Origin of the sequence: Piscinibacter gummiphilus (assembly GCF_002116905.1) — a bacterium.
Classification (GTDB): Bacteria; Pseudomonadota; Gammaproteobacteria; order Burkholderiales; family Burkholderiaceae_C; genus Rhizobacter; species Rhizobacter gummiphilus.
The window spans coordinates 2,270,784-2,291,474 of record NZ_CP015118.1; the positions used below are offsets into that span (position 1 = coordinate 2,270,784).

Consider the following 20,691-nt stretch of genomic DNA (forward strand, 5'->3'; position numbering starts at 1 on the left):
TTCTGCAACATGGCGCGGCCCGTGGCGGCGCGCGCCTACACTGACCTCCCATGCAGGGAAAGCCGCTGATCCTCCTCGTCGACGACGACGCCGAACTCTCGACCATGGTGGCCGCGCTCTTCGCCCGCGAGGGCTGGGACGTCTTCCCGGTGCTCACCGGGGGCGATGGCGAACGGGCCGTCGCCACGCAGCGGCCGGATGCGGTGCTGCTCGACGTGATGCTGCCCGACGCCAACGGCTACGACCTGTGCCGCCGCTGGCGCGCCGCGCATCCGTCGCTGGGCCTGATCATGTTCACGGCCCGCGGCGATCCACTGGACCGCGTGCTGGGCCTCGAGATCGGGGCCGACGACTACCTCGCCAAACCCTTCGAGCCGCGCGAGCTGGTGGCCCGTGTGCGCGCGCTGCTGCGCCGCCAGGCGCCGGGCCGCGGCGACACCGCTTTGCTGCGCTTCGACGGCCTGGCCATCGACCTGCTCAAGCGCGAGGTGCGTGCCGCGGACCGGGTGGTGGCACTGACGAGCGTGGAATTCAAGCTGCTGGCCGCGCTCGCCCAGGCCCCGGGCCGGGCGCTGTCGCGCGCCGGGCTCTGCGCCGCGGTGCAGACCGGTGGCTACCGCCCGCTCGACCGCACGGTGGACGTGCAGGTGGCCCGCCTTCGCCGCAAGCTGCAGGACGCGTCGCCCGGCAAGGCCTGGGTCGAGACCGTGCGTGGCGAAGGCTACGTCTTCGTGCCGCATTGACCGCGATGCCGCGCCGGTTCCCCGACAGCCTCTTCGCCCGCCTGCTGGTGCTGCAGCTGGGCGTGGCTGTGGTGCTGCTCGGCGTGTTCGGTGTGCTGATCTACGTGGAGCGCAACGTCGCGGTGGCGCGGCTCGTCGCGGAACGGTGGGCGCCCGCGCTGCGGCATGCGGCGGGCTGGCCGGGCGCCGCGCCCGATCCGGTGCGGTCGCTGCTGCGCCCGGATGCCCCTCCCGCGCCGCGGCTGCTGCCGCCCTTCGTCACGCCCCGCATGCGCGCGCTGTACGAGGAGCTGGGTCGACGCGGCGTGTCGGTCGACGACGCCTCGCTCGCGCGGAGCCAGTACGGCGTGGTGCTCTGGCTGCGGGTGAGGTCACCGGACGGCACGTCGACCTGGCTCGGCCTGGCCGATGCCGCGCTGCTGCCGCGGGTGCCTGGCCGATTCCTCGCGGCGTTGCTGCTGACCGGGGTGTTCCTGGCCGCGGTCAGCTGGGTGTTCACGCGCCGGCTCACGCGGCCCCTGGAGGCGTTGCGCGCTCGGATGGGGGCGTACCGGCCCGGCGAACCCCTTCCCGAGCCGGTCGCCGCGGCGACCCCCGAGGTGGCCTCCATCGAACGCGCGTATGCCGGGCTGCTGCAGCGCTTCGATCAGCACGAACGCGAACGCGCGCTGCTGCTGGCCGGGGTGTCGCACGACCTGCGCGGGCCGCTCACCCGCATCCGCACCGCGGCCGACCTGCTGCCGGCCGACGAGGCGTCGGCCCCATGGCGCGAGGCCATCGTGCGCAACACGCAGGCGGCCGACCGGCTGATCGAAGGCTTCCTCGACCATGTGCGCGCGGGGGAACTGGCGCTGGACCAGATGGCGGACCTCGCCGCGCTGGCGCATCGCGTCGCCGCGGCCACCGGCCACGGGTCCGACGTGCTCGTGGTCACGGCCCCGCCAGCGCTCGCGTTGGGGCAGACCCATCCGCTGCTGCTCGAACGCCTGATCGCCAACCTGCTCGACAACGCGTTCAAGCACGGGAGGCCGCCGGTCGAGCTGCACGTGCGGGAGGAGGGTGGCCGGGCCGTCATCGAGGTCCTCGACCACGGCCCCGGCATCCCGCCGGACCGGCAGGCCGTGCTGGTGCAGGCCTTCGCGCGCGGCGATGCGGCCCGCGGCAGCCCCGGCACGGGCCTCGGACTCGCGATCGTCGCGCGGGTGGTGGAGCGCATGGGCGGGACCCTCGCGTTCCTGCCGCGCGGCGCACGGCACGCGGTGCGGGTCGAGCTGCCCCGGCACGCGTGACGTGACGCCTACTTCGTGTGGGCCTTGAAGAAGGACCAGATGGCGTCGGTGGCGTCGAACGTGCGGCTCGGCCGATCGCCCCGCAGGCTGCCCGGCCGCCCGCCGGGCCAGGCGTGGCCGTTGTCGCCGACGAGCAGCACCTCCACCTCTCGGCCCGGCGTGCAGCGGTACTGCCAGCGGGTCACGGTGCCGTCGACACGTTCGTCGGGGGCCGGTGCGCAGCCGTTCGCGGCGGCCCAGAAGTCACCCTGGGCCTGCGCCGGCCGCGTGGGCGTGCCGTCCCAGGCGCTGGTGACGCGGCCGCCGGGCGGCCCGCCGGCCGGCGGCACCGACGTGTCGAGCGCGCCGTTGATCATCAGCGCGGCCACCGGCGAGGCGGGCCGGGGTTCGTCGCCGAACACGGTGGCGACCACGGGGGCGATGGCCGCGAACCGGTCGGGCAGCGCGATGCCGAGGCGGTGCACCATCATCCCGCCGTTCGAGAGGCCCGTCGCGTAGACGCGCCGCGTGTCCACGGGCAGGTCGGCGGCGAGCCGGTCCAGCAGCGCACGGACGAAGCCCGTGTCGTCCACCTTGCCGGTCATCGCCGGGCCGCAGCAATGCACGGCGTTCCACGCGAGGAACCTGTGCTCGAAGCGCCCGGTGCCTTCGGGGTAGACCACGATGAACCCCTCGCGCCGCGCCTTCGCGGTGAACCCGGTCATCTCCTCGGCGTTCTCCGCGTTCCCGGCCCCGCCGTGCAGGACCAGCACGAGCGGCACCCGTCCCTCAGGCAGCCGTTCGGGCACGCGGACGGTGTAGTGGCGTTCGATGCCGTCGTGGACCAGCGTGCGGCGGTCGGCGGCGGAGGCCGCGAGGGGCAGTGCGGCGAGGGCGAGCAGGAGGAGTAGGCGGCGGGAGGAGGGGGTCATGGGCGCGGGAATGGGGTGGTGGGTGATCGCATTCGACACGACCCGGCGCGACGGCGGGCGACGAATCATGACAGGGCTGTCGCGCTGGCGGGGGGGCGATGTACCAAGGTGCAATTGCCGGCGCGGGCGTTCCGCCCTACCTTGCGGATACGTCATTCACTGGAGGCCTTCGATGCCCACCTTCCACACACGGGTCGCCGCCGCGCTGCTGGTCTCGTTCGCCGGTGTGGCGCAGGCACAACCCGCCTCGCCCCTGGTCCGCCAGCTCAACAACGGCAACTGGCTGGAGCAGAAGGAGGCCGAGAACCTGCGCGACGAGCTGTACTACTAGCGCGCCGTGCACGCGTACATCACGATGCTGCCGGCACTCAACGTGATCGGCATGCGCGACGGCTCCGAGAAGAACTTCGGCGCGGGCTACCACGTGCTGCCGATCTGGAAATAGCGCATGGACGCCCGCACGATGGTGCCCACGCCCAACGCCGACGTCATCTACTCGATGAGCTACCTGGACCTGAAGAAGACCGGGCCGCTCGTCGTGAAGGCCCCGCCCGACGTGATCGGCATGTTCACCGATTTCTTCCAGCGCACGCTGACCGACGTGCGCGCGGTGGGCCCCGACCGCGGCCGCGGCGGGCTGTACCTGCTGCTGCCGCCCGACTACACCGGACCGGTCCCCGGAGGCTACTTCGCGGCGAAGTCGTCCACGTACAACGTGTTCCTGTTCTTCCGCACCATCATGGCCAAGGGCGAGGGCAAGCCCGACCCGGCCCCGGCCGTGAAGAACGCCGAGACCACGCGGGTCTATCCGCTGTTCTCGGTCGAGAAGGACGCGAAGGCGATGGAGTTCCCGGATGCCAGCGGCAAGCGCATCGACATGATGTATCCGGTCGACCTCCAGTACTTCACGAAGCTCAAGGCGTTCGTCGACTACGAGCCCGTCGACGCCATCGCGCCCGAACTGCGCGGCGTGCTCGCGTCGATCGGCATCGTGAAGGACCAGCCCTTCTCGCCCACCGCGCGCCAGAAGGAACTGCTGCAGAAGGCCGTCACCACGGCACCGAGGATGATCATGGCCACGCGCCAGCTGGGGCGGCCCGACGCCCGGCAGCTGTACTACAAGGACCGCCAGTACGAGACCGCCTGGGCGGGCGCCACCGCCGACTGGATGCAGGAAAGCTACCTCGACGTGAAACAGCGGGCCACGTTCTTCCAGGTGGCGTACTCGTCGGCGCCGGCGATGACGATCCACACGACGGGCGCCGGTTCCAAGTACCCGCTCGCGGTGCGTGACAAGGACGGCAACTTCATCAACGGCAGCCACACCTACAAGCTGCGGCTGCCGCCCAACCCGCCCGCGGCGCTGTTCTGGGCCGTGACCGCGTACAACGTCACCGACGGCACGATGCCCGAGACCTCGCAGCTGCTGCCGTCGACCAACAGCTACTACGACATCCCGAAGCAGCCCGACGGCTCCGTGGAGATCTGGTTCGGGCCGGAGAAGCCCGCGAACGTGGCCGACTCCGCCTACATCAAGACCATCCCGGGGCGGGCACTGCTGGTGACGCTGCGCCTGTACGGCACGGAGGACGGCTTCTACGACCAGACGTGGAAGCCGGACGACGTGGTCAAGGTGAAGTAGGCCCTCATGAAGCAATTCCTCCTTCCCCGCGCCGCCGCCGCGTCGCTCGCTGCCGTTACGGCATCCGCCTTCGCCCAGCATTCCGATGCCGACCTCGCGAAGCAGCTGAGCAACCCGGTCGCCGCGCTGATCAGCGTGCCGTTCCAGTTGAACTACGACGAGCGGTTCGGCGACGCGCGTGACGGGCACAAGCTGTACCTCAACGTGCAGCCGGTCGTGCCCATTTCGCTGAACAGCGAGTGGAACATGATCAGCCGCACGATCCTGCCCATCGTGGACCAGCACGGCGTGCCGCCCGGCTCGAACCCGTCCGGCCTCGGCGACATCACGCAGAGCCTGTTCTTCTCGCCGAAGGCGCCGGGGCCGGGCGGGCTGATCTGGGGGGTGGGCCCGGCGTTCCTGCTGCCCACCGGCAGCGAGCCGGAACTCACGGCGCGCAAATGGGGGCTGGGGCCCACCGGCGTGGTGCTCAAGCAGGACGGGCACTGGACCTATGGCGCGCTCGCGAACCACATCTGGTCTGTGGCGGGCAGCGACAACCGGCCCGACCTCAGCTCGACCTTCCTGCAGCCGTTCCTGTCGTACACGACCCCCACGGCGTGGACCTACACCTTGAACACCGAGTCGAGCTACGACTGGAAGAACGAGCAGTGGTCGGTGCCGCTCAACGCGATGGTGTCGAAACTGGTGAAGTTCGGCGACCAGCGCGTGAGCCTCGGCGGCGGCGTGCGCTACTGGGCCGACGGCCCGGACAGCGGCCCGCACGGATGGGGGTTCCGGCTGGTGGTCACGCTGTTGTTCCCGAAATAGGCCGGCGTTTGCGCCCGGGCATGAAAAAGGCCCCTTGCGGGGCCTTGATCGTCGAACGTATTGGCGGAGAGAGCGGGATTCGAACCCGCGGTGGGGATTAACCCACACACGCTTTCCAGGCGTGCGACTTAAACCGCTCATCCATCTCTCCGGAACCCGCGAGTCTACCCTACCTTTTGCAGGGCGTGCGCCTGAAGCTGTTCGAGCGTGACGAATTCGAGGGCCCGTTCGTGCGTACTCTGCAACACGACGGGCGGTGCGACCCCCGCGTCGAGCGCTTCCTTCCAGCGCAGCGCGCACAGGCACCAGCGGTCGCCGGGGCGCAGGCCGCGGAAGCGGGCGTCGGGGTTGGGGGTGCTGAGGTCGTTGCCGCGCTGCATCGAGAACGCGAGGAAGTCGGCGGTGACCTTCGCGCAGATGACGTGGCTGCCGCTGTCGTCGGCCCGCGTGTGGCAGCAGCCGTCGCGGAAGAAGCCGGTCAGCGGGTCGTAGGAGCAGGCGACGAGTTCCTCGCCGAGGACGTTGCGGGCCATGGTGAGCGCCCCCCTGTTCGTTATTGCGGCGTGCGCTGCTTGAGGATGGTCATGGCCGAGCCGATCAGCGCGGAGACCTCGGTCATGTTGCCCGGCACGATCATCGTGTTGTTGGTCTTCGCGAGCTGGGCATAGGCCTCGACGGCCTTCTCGGCGACCTTCAGGTTCACGGCCTCCATGCCGCCGGGATGGCGGATGGCCTCGGCGATCTTGCGGATGGCGTCGGCCGTGGCGTCGGCCACCGTGGTGATGGCGGCGGCCTCGCCCTGCGCGGCGTTGATCTCGGCCTGGCGCTGCCCTTCGGAGCGCGCGATGAAGGCCTCGCGTTCGCCGGTGGCGATGTTGATCTGCTCCTGCTTGCGGCCTTCGGAGGCGGCGATCAGCGCACGCTTCTCGCGCTCGGCGGTGATCTGGGCCTGCATCGAACGCAGGATCTCGGCGGGCGGGGTCAGGTCCTTGATCTCGTAGCGCAACACCTTCACGCCCCAGTTCGACGCGGCCTCGTCCAGCGCGTTGACCACGGACGAGTTGATCTGGTCGCGTTCCTCGAAGGTCTTGTCGAGCTCCATCTTGCCGATGACCGAGCGCAGCAGGGTCTGGGCGAGCTGGGTGATGGCGAAGACGTAGTTGCTCGAGCCGTAGCTCGCGCGCATGGGGTCGGTCACCTGGAAGTAGATGATGCCGTCGACCTGCAGCTGGGTGTTGTCCTTCGTGATGCAGACCTGGCTGGGCACGTCGAGCGGCACTTCCTTCAGCGAGTGCTTGTACGCCACGCGTTCGACGAAGGGCATCACGAACTTCAGGCCGGGCGTGAGGGTGCGGTCGTACTTGCCGAGCTTCTCGACGACCCAGGCGTTCTGCTGGGGCACGATCTTGAAGGTGCGGACGATGAAGATGGCGGCGATGACCGCGAGGATGAGGGCGATTTCCATGGGGCCTCGGAAGGGTCAGTGGGAGAGCGGGGCGACGACGAGCCAGTTGCCTTCGACGGCCTGGACGACGTGTTCGCCGGTGACTTCGGGTGCGCCCGGCTGGCGCCTGGCCTTCCAGGAACTGCCCCGGTAGGTGACCCGCGCGGTGTGGTCGGGTTCCCAGGCGGCCACGGTGACCCGCTCGCCGATGTCGAGGTTCACGTCCCGGTTCTGGGCGACCGGCTGCGGCGAGGGCTGCGAGACCGTGCGCCGCCAGTGCCAGAGCGCCGTGGCGCCGCCGCCGACCAGCGCCGCGGTGACGACCTGCAGCGTGACGGACAGGCCCAGGTGCGCGGCGAGCGCCGCGCCGACGAGCCCGAGGGCGATCATCAGCAGGTAGAAGGTGCCGGTGGCGAGCTCGGCCGCCACCACGGCGCCCGCGGCCACCCACCAGAACGTCGCGGCTGAAAAGTCCATTTCCCCGTGCTCCTGTCTTGTTTTCCCGTCAATCCCCGACCGGTTCGCGGGCAGTGTAAAGCCCGCGCCCCCAGTGTCATCCAGTGGCCCTACACTTCGCGCTTTCCGCCGTTTTCCCCTGCGTTCCTGCCCCTGGAGTTGCCATGTCGCGTTTTCAGTTTCCCATCGTCATCATCGACGAAGACTTCCGCTCCGAAAACACCTCGGGTCTGGGGATCCGCGCGCTCGCCGATGCCATCGAGAAGGAAGGTTTCGAGGTGCTCGGCGCCACCAGCTACGGCGACCTGTCCCAGTTCGCCCAGCAGCAGAGCCGCGCCAGCGCGTTCATCCTGTCCATCGACGACAACGAATTCGCCGACGGCCCGGAACTCGACCCGGCCGTGCTGAACCTGCGCAAGTTCATCCAGGAGATCCGGTTCAAGAACGCCGAGATCCCCATCTACCTGTACGGCGAGACGCGCACGTCGCAGCACCTCCCGAACGACGTGCTGCGCGAGCTGCACGGCTTCATCCACATGTTCGAGGACACCCCGGAGTTCGTGGCCCGCCACATCATCCGCGAGGCAAAGAGCTACCTCGACGGCCTGGCGCCGCCGTTCTTCCGTGCGCTGGTCGACTACGCGCACGACGGGTCGTACTCGTGGCACTGCCCGGGCCACTCGGGTGGCGTCGCGTTCCTGAAGAGCCCGGTGGGCCGCATGTTCCACCAGTTCTTCGGCGAGAACATGCTGCGCGCCGACGTCTGCAACAGCGTCGACGAGCTGGGCCAACTGCTGGACCACACGGGCCCGGTGGCCGAGAGCGAGCGCAACGCCGCGCGCATCTTCAACGCCGACCACTGCTTCTTCGTCACGAACGGCACGAGCACCAGCAACAAGATGGTGTGGCACCACGCCGTGGCCCCGGGTGACGTGGTGGTGGTGGACCGCAACTGCCACAAGTCGATCCTGCACGCCATCATCATGACGGGCGCGGTGCCGGTGTTCCTGCGCCCGACGCGCAACCATTACGGCATCATCGGCCCCATCCCCGAGGCCGAGTTCTCGAAGGAAGCCATCCAGAAGAAGATCGCCGCGAACCCGCTGCTGGCCGGCGTGGACGCGAAGAAGGTCAAGCCGCGCATCCTGACGCTCACGCAGAGCACCTACGACGGCGTGCTCTACAACACCGAGACCATCAAGCACGGCCTCGACGGCTACATCGACACGCTGCACTTCGACGAGGCGTGGCTGCCGCACGCGGCCTTCCACGACTTCTACAGCACGTACCACGCGATGGGGCGCAACCGCCCGCGCCCGAAGGACCAGCTCGTGTTCGCCACGCAGTCCACGCACAAGCTGCTCGCCGGCATCAGCCAGGCGTCGCAGGTGCTCGTGCAGGACTCGCAGAGCCGCAAGCTCGATCGCCACCTCTTCAACGAGGCCTACCTGATGCACAGCTCCACGAGCCCGCAGTACGCCATCATCGCCTCGTGCGACGTGGCCGCGGCCATGATGGAGAACCCGGGCGGCATGGCCCTGGTCGAGGAGAGCATCTCCGAGGCGCTCGACTTCCGCCGCGCGATGCGCAAGGTCGAGAAGGAGTACGACAAGGACTGGTGGTTCAAGGTCTGGGGGCCGGACAAGCTCGTCAAGGAGGGTGTGGGCAAGGCGTCCGACTGGGTGCTCAAGGCCGGGGCCAAGTGGCACGGCTTCGGCGACCTGGCCGAGGGCTTCAACATGCTCGACCCCATCAAGAGCACCATCATCACGCCGGGGCTCGACATGTCGGGCAAGTTCGCCAAGACCGGCATCCCGGCCGCCATCGTCACGAAGTTCCTCGCCGAACACGGCGTGGTGGTCGAGAAGACCGGGCTGTACTCGTTCTTCATCATGTTCACCATCGGCATCACGAAGGGCCGCTGGAACACGCTGCTGACCGCGATGCAGCAGTTCAAGGACGACTACGACCGCAACGCCCCGCTGTGGCGCGTGCTGCCCGAGTTCGTGGCCGCGCACCCGCGCTACGAGCGCATGGGCCTGCGCGACCTGAGCCAGGGCATCCACGAGGCCTACGCCAAGCACGACATCGCGCGCCTCACCACCGACATGTACCTGTCCGACCTGCAGCCGGCGATGAAGCCGAGCGACGCGTTCGCCCGCATCGCCCACCGCCAGACCGAACGGGTGGCCATCGACGACCTGGAAGGCCGCATCACCGCCTCACTGGTGACGCCGTACCCGCCGGGCATCCCGCTGCTGATCCCGGGCGAACGCTTCAACAAGAAGATCGTCGACTACCTGCGCTTCGCGCGGGCGTTCAATGCGCAGTTCCCGGGGTTCGACACGGATGTGCACGGGCTGGTGGAGGAGGATGGCGACGCCGAGACGCACTCCTACTACGTCGACTGCGTGCGCGACGACGTTTGACACAAGCAGAAGAAAGAGCATGTCATCCCGGCGGAGGCCCACTACTGTCCGGGGAAAATCGAGACGCCTTCGAAACACCCGTCATCCCGGCGCAGGCCGGGACCCTGGGCCTGACCCGAAGCGCGGATGGCCATGCTCGGTCAGGCCGTGCCGGCTGCGCGCGCCACCGTTCCCCTCGTGAGTGAGACCGCGCCGGGAGTTCGCCCCGGCGGGCGAGTCACTTATTTGCTGGTGCAAATAAGTAACCAACAAAGCACCTGAACACCAGCTTCGGCTTATGCGGCTCTGCTGCTCCTGCTCCGCGGGACTCGCGCGTCGAACGCCGAGAACTCGATGACGCCAGGACTTCTCGCCAGGCTCTGACTCGCGGGGTCTGCCTTCGCGAGCGCTCGGTTCAATCGAGCCACTCGCGTCGTTCCGCGCAGGGCGGAACATCCTGCTGAGCGCAGGCGCTGGCGCCTGCACGCGATCGCGTCGGGATCTGCGATGACGGGCTGTTCGCGCGCCAGGCCCAGGGCCCCGGCCTGCGCCGGGGTGACATCTTGGTTCTTGCGATGCGATCGAGTCGGGAAATCAGCAAATTCAGCGCATCCCGCTTTGGATCGGGCCTGTTGGCCGACGCCTCGATTTTCCCCGGACAGTAGTGGGCGGAGGCCGGGACCCTCGGCGGGCGCACAGGGCCCCGGCCTTCGCCGGGGTGACAGCCAAGAAAAAGGGCCGCTGACGCGGCCCTTCGTTCTTTCAGCGGACCGAGGTCACTCCGTCATGCCGGCCAGCGCCGTCTGGCTGAACCCACCGTCCACGTACGTGATCTCGGACGTGATGCCCGCCGCCAGATCCGACAGCAGGAACGCCGCCGCATTGCCCACGTCCTCGATGGTGACGTTGCGGCCCAGCGGCGACTGCGCCGTCATCTCGAGCATCTTGCCGAAGCCCTTGATGCCGGAGGCGGCCAGCGTCTTGATGGGGCCGGCCGAGATGCCGTTCACGCGGATGCCCTTCGGGCCGAGGCTGGCGGCGAGGTAGCGCACGCTGGCTTCCAGCGAGGCCTTGGCCAGGCCCATCGTGTTGTAGCTGGGCATGCTGCGCAGCGCGCCCAGGTACGTGAGGGTCAGCAGGGCGCTGCCGGGGCGCAGGCGGGGCAGGGCGGCCTTGGCGAGGGCCGGGAAGCTGTAGCTCGAGATGTCGTGGGCCACGCGGAAGGCCTCGCGGGACAGGCCCTCGAGGAAGTCGCCGGCGATGGCCTCGCGCGGGGCGAAGCCGATGGAGTGCACCACGCCGTCGAACTGGGGCCAGGCTTCGCCCAGCTGGGCGAACATGGCGTCGATCTGGGCGTCGTCGGCCACGTCGCAGTCGTAGACGAGCTTGGAGTCGAATTCGGCGGCGAACTCGGAAACGCGGTCCTTGAAGCGCTCGCCCACGTAGCTGAACGCGAGCTCGGCGCCTTCGCGGTGGCAGGCCTTGGCGATGCCGTAGGCGATGGAGCGGTTGGAGAGAACGCCGGTGATCAGGAAGCGTTTGCCGGCCAGAAAGCCCATGGTGACTCCGTCGAGGTGAAAGACGCGGGATTTTCGCACGCCGGAAGGGGCTGCGGAATGCTCCTCGGACAGGGGTTTGGTGCAGGGGCGTGCGCTCTTGACAGCCCGGGGTCTTGCCTGTAACACCGCGTCACGCTACAATCTCCCTTTCTCAAGAAAACTGCATGGGCGGATTCTTTCCAGCCCATTTTTTTTGCTTGATCGACTTTGCGGTGGGCCCTGACCTGTAGGGCGACGACGCCAGGCCTGACCAAGCGATCAGGTAACAGGAACCGAGCCGACTGGATGAACTGGCAAGCCGCTGTAGAAAGCACCGTGACCGGACTGGGGTATGAACTTGTGGACTGCGAACGCAGCCCCAAGGGGCTCCTGCGCGTCTACATCGACCGTGTGGCCAACGATCCGGCCGGCGAATACATCGTCGTCGAGGACTGCGAGCGTGTCACGCGCCAGCTCCAGCACGTGCTGGAGGTCGAGGGCATCGCGTACGAACGGCTCGAGGTGTCCTCGCCGGGGCTCGACCGCCCGCTGAAAACGGCGGCCCACTACGCGCGCTTCGCCGGCCAGGAGGTCGAGGTGACCCTGGTGGCGGCGTTCAAGGGACGAAAGAAATACAAGGGCCTCCTCGAGGCCCTGGGCGAAGGCTGGCGTCTGGTGTTCAACGACGGCAAGGTCGAGCAGGCGCTCGATTTTTCGCTTGGCGAAGTAAAGGAGGCCCGTCTGGTGCCGGTGGTCGATTTCAAGGGCAAGCGATTCCAGTCGCAGCCCGCGAACGACGCTGCGGGTGCACAGGCCGAGGCTGATGAAACTGACGGAGATCGTAAGCAATGAACCGCGAACTGTTGATGCTGGTAGACGCCATCTCGCGCGAGAAGAGCGTGGATCGGGAAGTGGTGTTCGGCGCCGTGGAAGCGGCGCTCGCCTCGGCCAGCAAGAAGCTGCATGGTGGCGAGGTCGACATCCGCGTGACCGTGGACCGGGAGAGCGGTGACTACGAGACCTTCCGTCGCTGGCACGTGGTGCCGGACGAAGCCGGCCTGCAACTGCCGGATTCGGAAATCCTGCACTTCGAGGCGCTCGAGCAGATCGCGGACATCGAGGTCGACGATTACATCGAGGAACCGGTGGAGTCCGTCACCATCGGCCGCATCGGTGCGCAGGCCGCCAAGCAGGTCATCCTGCAGAAGATCCGTGATGCCGAGCGCGAGCAGCTGCTCACCGACTTCCTGTCGCGCGGCGACAAGATCTTCGTCGGCACCGTCAAGCGCCTGGACAAGGGCGACGTGATCGTCGAGTCCGGCCGCATCGAAGGCCGCCTCAAGCGCGGCGAGATGATCCCGAAGGAAAACCTCCGTTCGGGCGACCGCGTGCGTGCGTTCATCGCCGAGGTGGATCCCACCCTGCGCGGTCCGCAGATCCTGCTGTCGCGCAGCGCGCCCGGCTTCATGATCGAGCTGTTCGCGCAGGAAGTGCCCGAGATCGAGCAGGGCCTGCTCGAGATCAAGTCGTGTGCCCGTGACCCGGGTTCGCGCGCCAAGATCGCCGTGATCTCGCACGACAAGCGGGTCGACCCCATCGGCACCTGTGTCGGCGTGCGCGGTTCGCGTGTCAACAGCGTGACGAACGAGCTCGCCGGCGAGCGCGTCGACATCGTCCTGTGGTCGGAAGATCCGGCCCAGTTCGTGATCGGCGCCCTGGCCCCGGCCAACGTGCAGTCGATCGTGGTCGACGAAGAGCGCCACGCCATGGACGTGGTGGTCGACGAGGAAAACCTCGCGATCGCCATCGGCCGCGGCGGCCAGAACGTGCGCCTCGCGTCCGAGATGACCGGCTGGCGCATCAACATCATGACGGCCGAGGAATCGCAGGCGAAGCAGAGCGAGGAATCGGACAGCCTGCGCAAGCTGTTCGTCGAGAAGCTCGACGTCGACGTGGAAGTCGCCGACATCCTGATCTCCGAAGGTTTCGGCAGCCTCGAGGAAGTGGCCTACGTCCCGATGCAGGAAATGCTCGAGATCGAAGGCTTCGACGAAGACACCGTGAACGAGCTGCGCACCCGCGCGAAGGACGCCCTGCTGACGATGGAAATCGTCCGCGAGGAAAAGATGGAAGACGTGTCGCAGAACCTGCGCGACCTGGACGGCCTGTCGCCGGAACTGATCGCGAAGCTGTCGGACGGGGGTGTCCACACCCGGGACGACCTCGCCGACCTGGCCGTCGACGAACTGACCGAAATGACCGGCGTGGATGAAACCCAGGCCAAGGCGCTGATCATGAAGGCGCGCGAACACTGGTTCACCACCTGACCGATCCGTCACGACCGCGTTCCAGAATCTCGCATCGAAGCAGCACCGCACGTACCAAGCAAGGATATACACAATGGCTGTGACCACCGTCGCCCAGTTTGCCGCCGAGCTCAACCGCTCAGCCGCGGCACTGCTCGAGCAGCTCCAATCGGCCGGCGTCGCGAAGGCGTCCACCGATGACGCGCTGACCGAGTCCGACAAGGAGCGGCTGCTCGATTTCCTGCGTTCGTCGCACGGCACCGCCGGCGGCGAGCGCAAGAAGATCACGCTGACCCGCAAGTCCACCAGCGAGATCAAGCAGGCCGATGCCAGTGGCAAGGCCCGCACCATCCAGGTCGAGGTTCGCAAGAAGCGCACGTTCGTGAAGCGCGACGAGAACGCGCCCGCCGAGGAACCCGCCGCACCGCAGGTCGACGAAGCCGAGCTGCGCCGCCGCGAGGACGAGGCGCGCGCCCAGGCCGAGCTGCTGCGCAAGCAGGAAGAAGAGCTCGCCGAGAAGCGCCGCCAGCGCGAAGAGCAGGAAAAGCGCGAGCGTGAAGCCGCCGAGCAGCGTGCCCGCGAGGCCGCCGAGGCCGCCGCCGCTGCCGCGAAGGCAGCGCTCGAGGCCGCCGCCGCTGCGGCCGCTGCATCGAAGAAGGAAGTCAAGGAAGTGCCAGCCGCACCCGTGGCCGCCGCTCCGGCGCCGGCACCCGCCGCGCCGGCCGAGCCGCCGAAGCCCGCCCTGCGGGTGATCAAGGCCGCCGACGTCGTCGACGAGGAGAAGCAGCGCGCCGCCGACCTCGCCAAGCGCCGCAAGGCCGCCGAGGACGAGGCCGCCGCCATCCGCGCGATGATGAACGCGCCGAAGAAGGTGCTGCAGGCCAAGAAGGAAGAGCCGAAGCCGGCCGATCCGAACAAGGAAGGCATCAAGGGCACGATCCACAAGCCCGCCGGCGCGCCTGGCGCTCCGGCCGCCACCACGGCCGCCGCACCCGGCGCCGCGAAGCCGGGCGACAAGAAGTCGATCAAGTCCGAGAAGCTGTCGTCCAGCTGGGCCGACGACGCCGCGAAGAAGCGCGGCCTCAAGACCATCAACAGCGGTGGTGCCACCCGTCCGGGCTGGCGCGCACCGCGCGGCGGCCGCCGTGGCGACCGCGGCGATTCGGGCCAGTCGACCTTCGTGGCACCGGCGGAAGCCCAGGTGCAGGAAGTGCACGTCCCGGAAACCATCAGCGTGGCCGACCTCGCCCACAAGATGTCGGTGAAGGCCTCCGAAGTCATCAAGACGATGATGAAGCTGGGCCAGATGGTCACCATCAACCAGCAGCTGGACCAGGAAACCGCGATGATCGTCGTGGAGGAAATGGGCCACAAGGCGTTCGCCGCCAAGCTGGACGATCCGGACGCGTTCCTCGACGAGGAAAACGAAGCCGATGCCAAGCACGAAGTGCTGCCGCGCGCGCCGGTCGTGACCGTCATGGGCCACGTCGACCACGGCAAGACCTCGCTGCTCGACTACATCCGCAAGAGCCGCGTGGCCTCCGGTGAAGCCGGCGGCATCACGCAGCACATCGGCGCGTACCACGTGGACACCCCGCGCGGCATGATCACGTTCCTCGACACCCCGGGCCACGCGGCGTTCACTGCCATGCGTGCCCGCGGCGCGAAGGCCACCGACATCGTCATCCTGGTGGTGGCGGCCGACGACGGCGTGATGCCGCAGACGAAGGAAGCCATCTCCCACGCGAAGGCGGCGGGCGTGCCCATCGTCGTCGCGATGAACAAGATGGACAAGCCGGAAGCCAACGCCGAACGCCTGAAGAGCGAGCTGGTGGCGGAAGAGGTCGTGCCCGAAGAGTTCGGCGGCGAGTCGCCGTTCGTCGGTGTGTCGGCCAAGACCGGCATGGGCATCGACGAGCTGCTCGAGCAGGTGCTGCTGCAGGCCGAAGTGCTGGAACTGAAGGCGCCGGTCGAGTCGCTCGCCAAGGGCCTGATCGTCGAAGCGCAGCTGGACAAGGGCCGCGGCCCGGTGGCCACGGTGCTGATCCAGTCGGGCACGCTCAAGCGTGGCGACGTGGTGCTGGCCGGTTCCACCTACGGCCGCGTGCGCGCCATGCTGGACGAGAACGGCAAGGCCATCACCGAAGCCGGCCCGTCGATCCCGGTCGAAATTCAAGGCCTCACCGAGGTGCCGCAGGCCGGTGACGAGTTCATGGTGCTGAGCGACGAACGCCGCGCCCGTGAAATCGCCACCTTCCGTTCGGGCAAGTACCGCGACGTGAAGCTGGCCAAGCGCCAGGCCGCCAACCTCGAGAACCTCATGGACCAGATGGGCCAGGGCGACGTGCAGACGCTCGGCCTCATCATCAAGGCCGACGTGCAGGGTTCGCAGGAAGCGCTGTCGCAGTCGCTGCTCAAGCTCAGCACCGACGAGGTCAAGGTCCGCATCGTGCACGGCGCGGTGGGTGGCATCAGCGAGTCGGACGTCAACCTGGCGATCGCCTCGAAGGCCGTCATCGTGGGCTTCAACACGCGGGCCGATGCCGGCGCGCGCAAGCTGGCCGAGCACAACGGCGTGGACATCCGCTACTACAACATCATCTACGACGCCGTGGACGACGTGAAGGCGGCCATGACCGGCATGCTGGCCCCCGAGCAGCGCGAGGAAATCATCGGCACGGCCGAGATCCGCACGGTGTTCGTGGCCTCGAAGATCGGCACGGTGGCCGGTTCCATGGTCACCTCGGGCCTGGTGCGCCGCAACGCGCGCTTCCGCCTGCTGCGCGACAACGTCGTGGTCTACACGGGCGAAGTCGAGTCGGTGCGCCGCCTGAAGGACGACGTGCGCGAGGTCAAGGAAGGCTTCGAGTGCGGTATCAAGCTCAAGAACTACAACGACATCTCCGAGGGTGATCAACTGGAGTTCTTCGAAGTCAAGGAAGTGGCCCGGACGCTGTAATCGCGGAGCGGGTCCCCCCCGACACCCCCGCCTTCCAAAAGAGGGCGGGGTTTGTGTTTGGTGGGCGCTTGCAAGGAGCATCAGATGCGACACAAAAGATCCATTCCCAACCGCGGCTTCCGCGTGGCCGACCAGATCCAGCGCGACCTGGCGGAGTTGATCCGCGACCTGAAGGACCCCCGCATCGGCATGGTCACCATCCAGGCCGTCGAGGTCACGCCCGACTACGCCCACGCGAAGATCTTCTTCTCGGTGCTGGTGGGCGACGTGGAACAGACCCAGGAGGCCCTGAACGAGGCCGCCGGGTTCCTGCGCAACGGCCTCTTCAAGCGCCTGCAGATCCACACCGTGCCCACGCTGCACTTCCACTTCGACCGCACCACCGAGCGTGCGGCCGAACTGAGCTCGCTGATCGCGCAGGCGAACAGCACGCGCGCCAAGGACGACTGAGGACGACCGTGGTGAAAGCCGCCCGCCCCGCCAACGACCGCCCCCGCGTGCCCCGCCGCGCGGTGCACGGTGTGCTGTTGCTCGACAAGCCGCTGGGCTTGTCGAGCAACGACGCATTGCAGAAGGCCAAGCGGTTCTTCCGGGCCGAGAAGGCCGGCCACACCGGCACGCTCGACCCGCTGGCCACCGGCCTGCTGCCGCTGTGTTTCGGCGCGGCCACGAAGTTCTCGCAGGTGAGCCTCGACGCGGACAAGCGCTACGTCGCCACGCTGAGCCTGGGCGCCACCACCACCACGGCCGATGCCGAGGGCGAGGTGCTGCAGCGCCGTCCGGTGGACGTGTCCGACGCCGCCCTGGCCGAGGCCTGCCGCCGCTTCACCGGCGAGATCGACCAGGTGCCGCCCATGCACTCGGCGTTGAAGCACGACGGCAAGGCCCTCTACGAATACGCCCGCCAGGGGGTCGAGATCGAACGCGCGGCGCGCCGCGTGACGATTCATTCGATCGACATCCTCGACCGCCAGAATGACCTCGTGACCATCGACGTCTCCTGCAGCAAGGGCACCTACATCCGCACGTTGGCGCAGGACATCGGCGAGGCGCTCGGCTGCGGCGCCCACCTCGCCGCGCTGCGCCGCACCGGCAGCGGGCCGCTGACGCTCACGGGTGCCGTGACGCTCGCCCAGCTCGCCGAGATGACCGAACCCGACCGGGACCGCCTGCTGATGGACGCCGATGCGCTCCTCGCCGACGTGCCGGTCGTGCGCCTGGACAGCGAGGAGGCCGGCCGCTTCCTCTCCGGGCTGCGCCGCCGTGTGCGGCTCGACGATGCACCGCAGGTGCGCGTCTACGGCCCCGAACCCAAGGCCTTCCTGGGCAGCGCCCGGGTCCAGGCCGGAGAACTGATTTCGACGAGGCTCTTGAGCCCGATGGAGGTGCAAGGCCTCCTGGTGATCGAAGAGCCCGAGAAGCAGGAACATTCAGAGAGAACGCCAGCATGAGCAATCGACAGATCAGAAACATCGCCATCATCGCCCACGTCGACCATGGCAAGACGACCATGGTGGACCAACTGCTGCGCCAGTCCGGCACGTTCGCCGACCACGAGAAGGTCGTCGACACCGTGATGGACAACAACGCCATCGAACGCGAGCGCGGCATCACCATCCTGGCCAAGAACTGCGCGGTCAGCTGGGAAGGCACGCACATCAACATCGTCGACACCCCCGGGCACGCGGACTTCGGCGGTGAAGTGGAACGCGCCCTGTCGATGGTCGACGGCGTGGTGCTGCTGATCGACGCCCAGGAAGGCCCGATGCCGCAGACGCGCTTCGTGACCAAGAAGGCGCTGGCCCTCGGCCTCAAGCCCATCGTGGTCGTGAACAAGGTCGACAAGCCGGGCGCCAAGCCCGACATGGTGATCAACGCCGCCTTCGACCTGTTCGACAAGCTCGGCGCCAGCGACGAGCAGCTCGACTTCCCGGTGGTGTACGCCTCCGGCATCAACGGCTGGACCTCGCTGACCGAAGGCGCGCCGGGCGAACAATGGGGCCCCGACATGTCGGCCCTGTTCAACACCGTGCTGAAGCACGTGCCGGCCAACTCCGGCGACGCCGAAGCCCCGCTGCAGCTGCAGATCTCCGCGCTCGACTACTCGTCGTTCGTGGGCCGCATCGGCGTGGGCCGCATCAGCCAGGGCACCCTGAAGCCGTCGATGGACGTGCTCGTGATGGAAGGTCCGGACGGCAAGTCCGTCAAGGGCCGCGTCAACCAGGTGCTGACCTTCCAGGGCCTCGACCGCGTGCAGACGAACGAAGCCGGCCCCGGCGACATCGTGCTGATCAACGGCATCGAGGAAATCGGCATCGGCGTCACCGTGACCAGCGCGACCAACCCGGCCCCGCTGCCGATGCTGAAGGTCGACGAACCCACGCTGACGATGAACTTCTGCGTGAACACCAGCCCGCTGGCCGGCCGCGAAGGCAAGTTCGTCACCAGCCGCCAGATCTGGGACCGCCTGCAGAAGGAACTGCAGAGCAACGTCGCGCTGCGTGTCAAGGAAACCGACGAGGACGGCATCTTCGAGGTGATGGGCCGTGGTGAACTCCACCTCACCATCCTGCTGGAGAACATGCGCCGCGAAGGCTACGAGCTGGCCGTCAGCAAGCCGCGCGTGGTGTTCCACGACGTCGACGGCGTGAAGCACGAGCCGATCGAACTCGTCACCGCCGACATCGAGGAAGGCCACCAGGGTGGCGTGATGCAGGCCCTCGGCGAGCGCAAGGGCGAACTGGTCAACATGGAACCGGACGGCAACGGCCGTGTCCGCCTCGAGTACCGCATCCCGGCCCGCGGCCTGATCGGCTTCTCGAACGAGTTCATGAACCTGACCCGCGGTTCGGGCCTGATCAGCAACATCTTCGACGGCTACGAGCCGCACAAGGGCGACATCGGCGGCCGCAAGAACGGCGTGCTGATCTCGATGGACGACGGTGAGATCTTCACCTACGCCCTGGGCAAGCTCGACGACCGCGGCCGCATGTTCGTGAAGGCGAACGACCCGGTCTACGAAGGCATGATCGTCGGCATCCACAACCGCGACAACGACCTCGTCGTCAACGCCACCCGCACGAAGCAGCTGACGAACTTCCGCGTGTCCGGCAAGGAAGACGCGATCAAGATCACGCCCCCGATCGACCTCACGCTCGAGTACGGCGTCGAGTTCATCGACGACGACGAACTGGTCGAGATCACGCCGAAGTCCATCCGCGTGCGCAAGCGCTACCTGAAGGAACACGAGCGCAAGCGCGCGTCGCGTGACTGATCGGTCGATCAGCTAGCGCACCATGCAGGTCCGGGCCAACGGCATCGCGATCGAAGTGGACGAGACCGGCTCCCCGCAAGGCGAGCCGGTCTTGCTCATCATGGGCCTCGGAATGCAGCTGATCGGCTGGGACGAACGGTTCGTCGCGACGCTGGTCGCACGTGGCTACCGGGTCATCCGCTTCGACAACCGCGACGTGGGCCTGAGCCAGCAGTTCGACGCGGCCGGCGTGCCGAACCTCACCGCCGCGGCCATCCGCCGCGCGATGGGCCTCGCGCTGCACACGCCGTACGCGCTGCACGACATGGCCGACGACGCGGCCGGTGTGCTCGAGGCGCTCGGCATCGCGAGCGCCCACGTGTGTGGCGCCTCGATGGGCGGCATGATCGCGCAGCACCTCGCCGCGCGGCATCCGGGCCGGGTGCGCAGCCTCACGCTGATGATGACCTCGAGCGGCGCGCGCCGCGTGCCGGGGCCGGCGTGGCGCATCCGTGCCGCGATGATCAAGCCGCCGCCGTCGCCCGACGACACCGAGGCCGTGCTGGCGAACCGGGCGGCGTTCTACCGCCTGATCGAAGGCCCGGGCCACCGCCAGCCCGATGCCGAACTCGAGGCCTTCCTGCGTGCCGACTACACCCGGGCCTACCGGCCGGCCGGGACCGCGCGGCAGCTGGTGGCCGTGGCCACGGACCGCGATCGCTCGCCGCTGCTGGCGCAACTGCGGCTGCCCGTGCGCGTCGTGCACGGGCGTGACGACCCGCTGTTGCCGGTGAAGGCCGGCCATGACCTCGTGCGCCGCATCCCGGGCGCTTCGCTCGACGTCATCGACGGCATGGGCCACGACCTGCCGGCCCCGCTCTTCGCGCGTTTCGCGGACAACATCGACCACGCGGCCGGCCGGGCCTGAGGGA

Annotated in this window: 18 protein-coding genes and 1 tRNA gene; 13 read left to right on the top strand and 6 right to left on the bottom strand. The window is 68.2% G+C overall.

Going from position 1 to position 20,691, the window contains the following annotated elements; genetic code table 11:
* Nucleotides 1-50 precede the first annotated feature (50 nt).
* Both A4W93_RS10340 and A4W93_RS10345 read left to right on the top strand, forming a co-directional pair.
* Nucleotides 51-743, top strand: a complete 693-nt coding sequence (locus tag A4W93_RS10340; RefSeq protein WP_085750529.1) for a response regulator transcription factor — start codon at nt 51-53, stop codon at nt 741-743.
* A gap of 5 nt (nt 744-748) precedes the next feature.
* Entirely contained in the window at nt 749-2,032 is a 1,284-nt protein-coding gene (locus A4W93_RS10345) for an ATP-binding protein (protein ID WP_085750530.1), read from the top strand.
* A gap of 8 nt (nt 2,033-2,040) precedes the next feature.
* Here A4W93_RS10345 and A4W93_RS10350 read toward each other — a convergent pair whose 3' ends face one another.
* Complete coding sequence (locus A4W93_RS10350) at nt 2,041-2,943, bottom strand: extracellular catalytic domain type 1 short-chain-length polyhydroxyalkanoate depolymerase (RefSeq protein WP_157782142.1); 903 nt, start codon at nt 2,941-2,943, stop codon at nt 2,041-2,043.
* 172 nt (nt 2,944-3,115) lie between these two features.
* On the opposite strand from A4W93_RS10350, the gene A4W93_RS30365 reads away from it, so the two are divergent.
* The 3 genes from A4W93_RS30365 (at nt 3,116) to A4W93_RS10360 (ending at nt 5,395) form a co-directional block, all read left to right on the top strand.
* Complete coding sequence (locus tag A4W93_RS30365; RefSeq protein ID WP_237357748.1) at nt 3,116-3,274, top strand: hypothetical protein; 159 nt, start codon at nt 3,116-3,118, stop codon at nt 3,272-3,274.
* Between the two features lie 117 nt (nt 3,275-3,391).
* On the top strand, nt 3,392-4,585 hold the full coding sequence (locus A4W93_RS10355) for a DUF1254 domain-containing protein (RefSeq protein WP_237357749.1): 1,194 nt from the start codon (nt 3,392-3,394) through the stop codon (nt 4,583-4,585).
* A gap of 6 nt (nt 4,586-4,591) precedes the next feature.
* Nucleotides 4,592-5,395, top strand: a complete 804-nt coding sequence (locus A4W93_RS10360) for a hypothetical protein (RefSeq protein ID WP_085750532.1) — start codon at nt 4,592-4,594, stop codon at nt 5,393-5,395.
* Nucleotides 5,396-5,456: 61 nt separating this feature from the next.
* Here the strand turns inward: A4W93_RS10360 and A4W93_RS10365 are convergent.
* The 4 genes from A4W93_RS10365 to A4W93_RS10380 all read right to left on the bottom strand — a co-directional run bounded on the left by A4W93_RS10365 (nt 5,457) and on the right by A4W93_RS10380 (nt 7,316).
* Nucleotides 5,457-5,546, bottom strand: a tRNA-Ser gene (locus tag A4W93_RS10365).
* A 13-nt stretch (nt 5,547-5,559) separates the two neighbouring features.
* Complete coding sequence (locus A4W93_RS10370; RefSeq protein ID WP_085750533.1) at nt 5,560-5,928, bottom strand: DUF2237 family protein; 369 nt, start codon at nt 5,926-5,928, stop codon at nt 5,560-5,562.
* A gap of 20 nt (nt 5,929-5,948) precedes the next feature.
* A complete protein-coding gene (locus A4W93_RS10375) occupies nt 5,949-6,860 on the bottom strand; it encodes an SPFH domain-containing protein (RefSeq protein WP_085750534.1) in 912 nt (303 codons plus the stop codon).
* 15 nt (nt 6,861-6,875) lie between these two features.
* Complete coding sequence (locus A4W93_RS10380) at nt 6,876-7,316, bottom strand: NfeD family protein (RefSeq protein ID WP_085750535.1); 441 nt, start codon at nt 7,314-7,316, stop codon at nt 6,876-6,878.
* A gap of 143 nt (nt 7,317-7,459) precedes the next feature.
* On the opposite strand from A4W93_RS10380, the gene A4W93_RS10385 reads away from it, so the two are divergent.
* Nucleotides 7,460-9,724, top strand: a complete 2,265-nt coding sequence (locus tag A4W93_RS10385) for an arginine/lysine/ornithine decarboxylase (protein WP_085750536.1) — start codon at nt 7,460-7,462, stop codon at nt 9,722-9,724.
* Between the two features lie 755 nt (nt 9,725-10,479).
* Here the strand turns inward: A4W93_RS10385 and fabI are convergent.
* Entirely contained in the window at nt 10,480-11,262 is a 783-nt protein-coding gene (gene fabI, locus A4W93_RS10390) for an enoyl-ACP reductase FabI (protein ID WP_085750537.1), read from the bottom strand.
* 285 nt (nt 11,263-11,547) lie between these two features.
* Between fabI and rimP the strand changes: the two genes are divergently transcribed.
* The 7 genes from rimP (at nt 11,548) to A4W93_RS10425 (ending at nt 20,687) form a co-directional block, all read left to right on the top strand.
* Complete coding sequence (gene rimP, locus A4W93_RS10395) at nt 11,548-12,093, top strand: ribosome maturation factor RimP (protein ID WP_085750538.1); 546 nt, start codon at nt 11,548-11,550, stop codon at nt 12,091-12,093.
* Nucleotides 12,090-13,568 (top strand): transcription termination factor NusA, encoded by a 1,479-nt coding sequence (nusA, locus tag A4W93_RS10400; protein ID WP_085750539.1) that lies wholly within the window; start codon nt 12,090-12,092, stop codon nt 13,566-13,568. Before rimP ends, nusA begins: the two co-directional genes overlap by 4 nt.
* A gap of 73 nt (nt 13,569-13,641) precedes the next feature.
* The gene (gene infB / locus A4W93_RS10405) at nt 13,642-16,506 is read left to right on the top strand and encodes a translation initiation factor IF-2 (RefSeq protein WP_085750540.1); all 2,865 of its coding nucleotides are present in this window, start codon (nt 13,642-13,644) and stop codon (nt 16,504-16,506) included.
* 84 nt (nt 16,507-16,590) lie between these two features.
* Nucleotides 16,591-16,956, top strand: a complete 366-nt coding sequence (gene rbfA / locus A4W93_RS10410) for a 30S ribosome-binding factor RbfA (protein ID WP_085750541.1) — start codon at nt 16,591-16,593, stop codon at nt 16,954-16,956.
* Nucleotides 16,957-16,967: 11 nt separating this feature from the next.
* Nucleotides 16,968-17,957, top strand: coding sequence for a tRNA pseudouridine(55) synthase TruB (gene truB, locus A4W93_RS10415; protein WP_085750542.1), 990 nt, complete (start codon nt 16,968-16,970; stop codon nt 17,955-17,957).
* Nucleotides 17,954-19,780 (top strand): translational GTPase TypA, encoded by a 1,827-nt coding sequence (gene typA / locus A4W93_RS10420; RefSeq protein ID WP_085750543.1) that lies wholly within the window; start codon nt 17,954-17,956, stop codon nt 19,778-19,780. The genes truB and typA overlap by 4 nt, the downstream gene beginning before the upstream one ends.
* 22 nt (nt 19,781-19,802) lie before the next feature.
* A complete protein-coding gene (locus tag A4W93_RS10425; RefSeq protein ID WP_085750544.1) occupies nt 19,803-20,687 on the top strand; it encodes an alpha/beta hydrolase in 885 nt (294 codons plus the stop codon).
* The last annotated feature ends 4 nt before the right edge of the window (nt 20,688-20,691 follow it).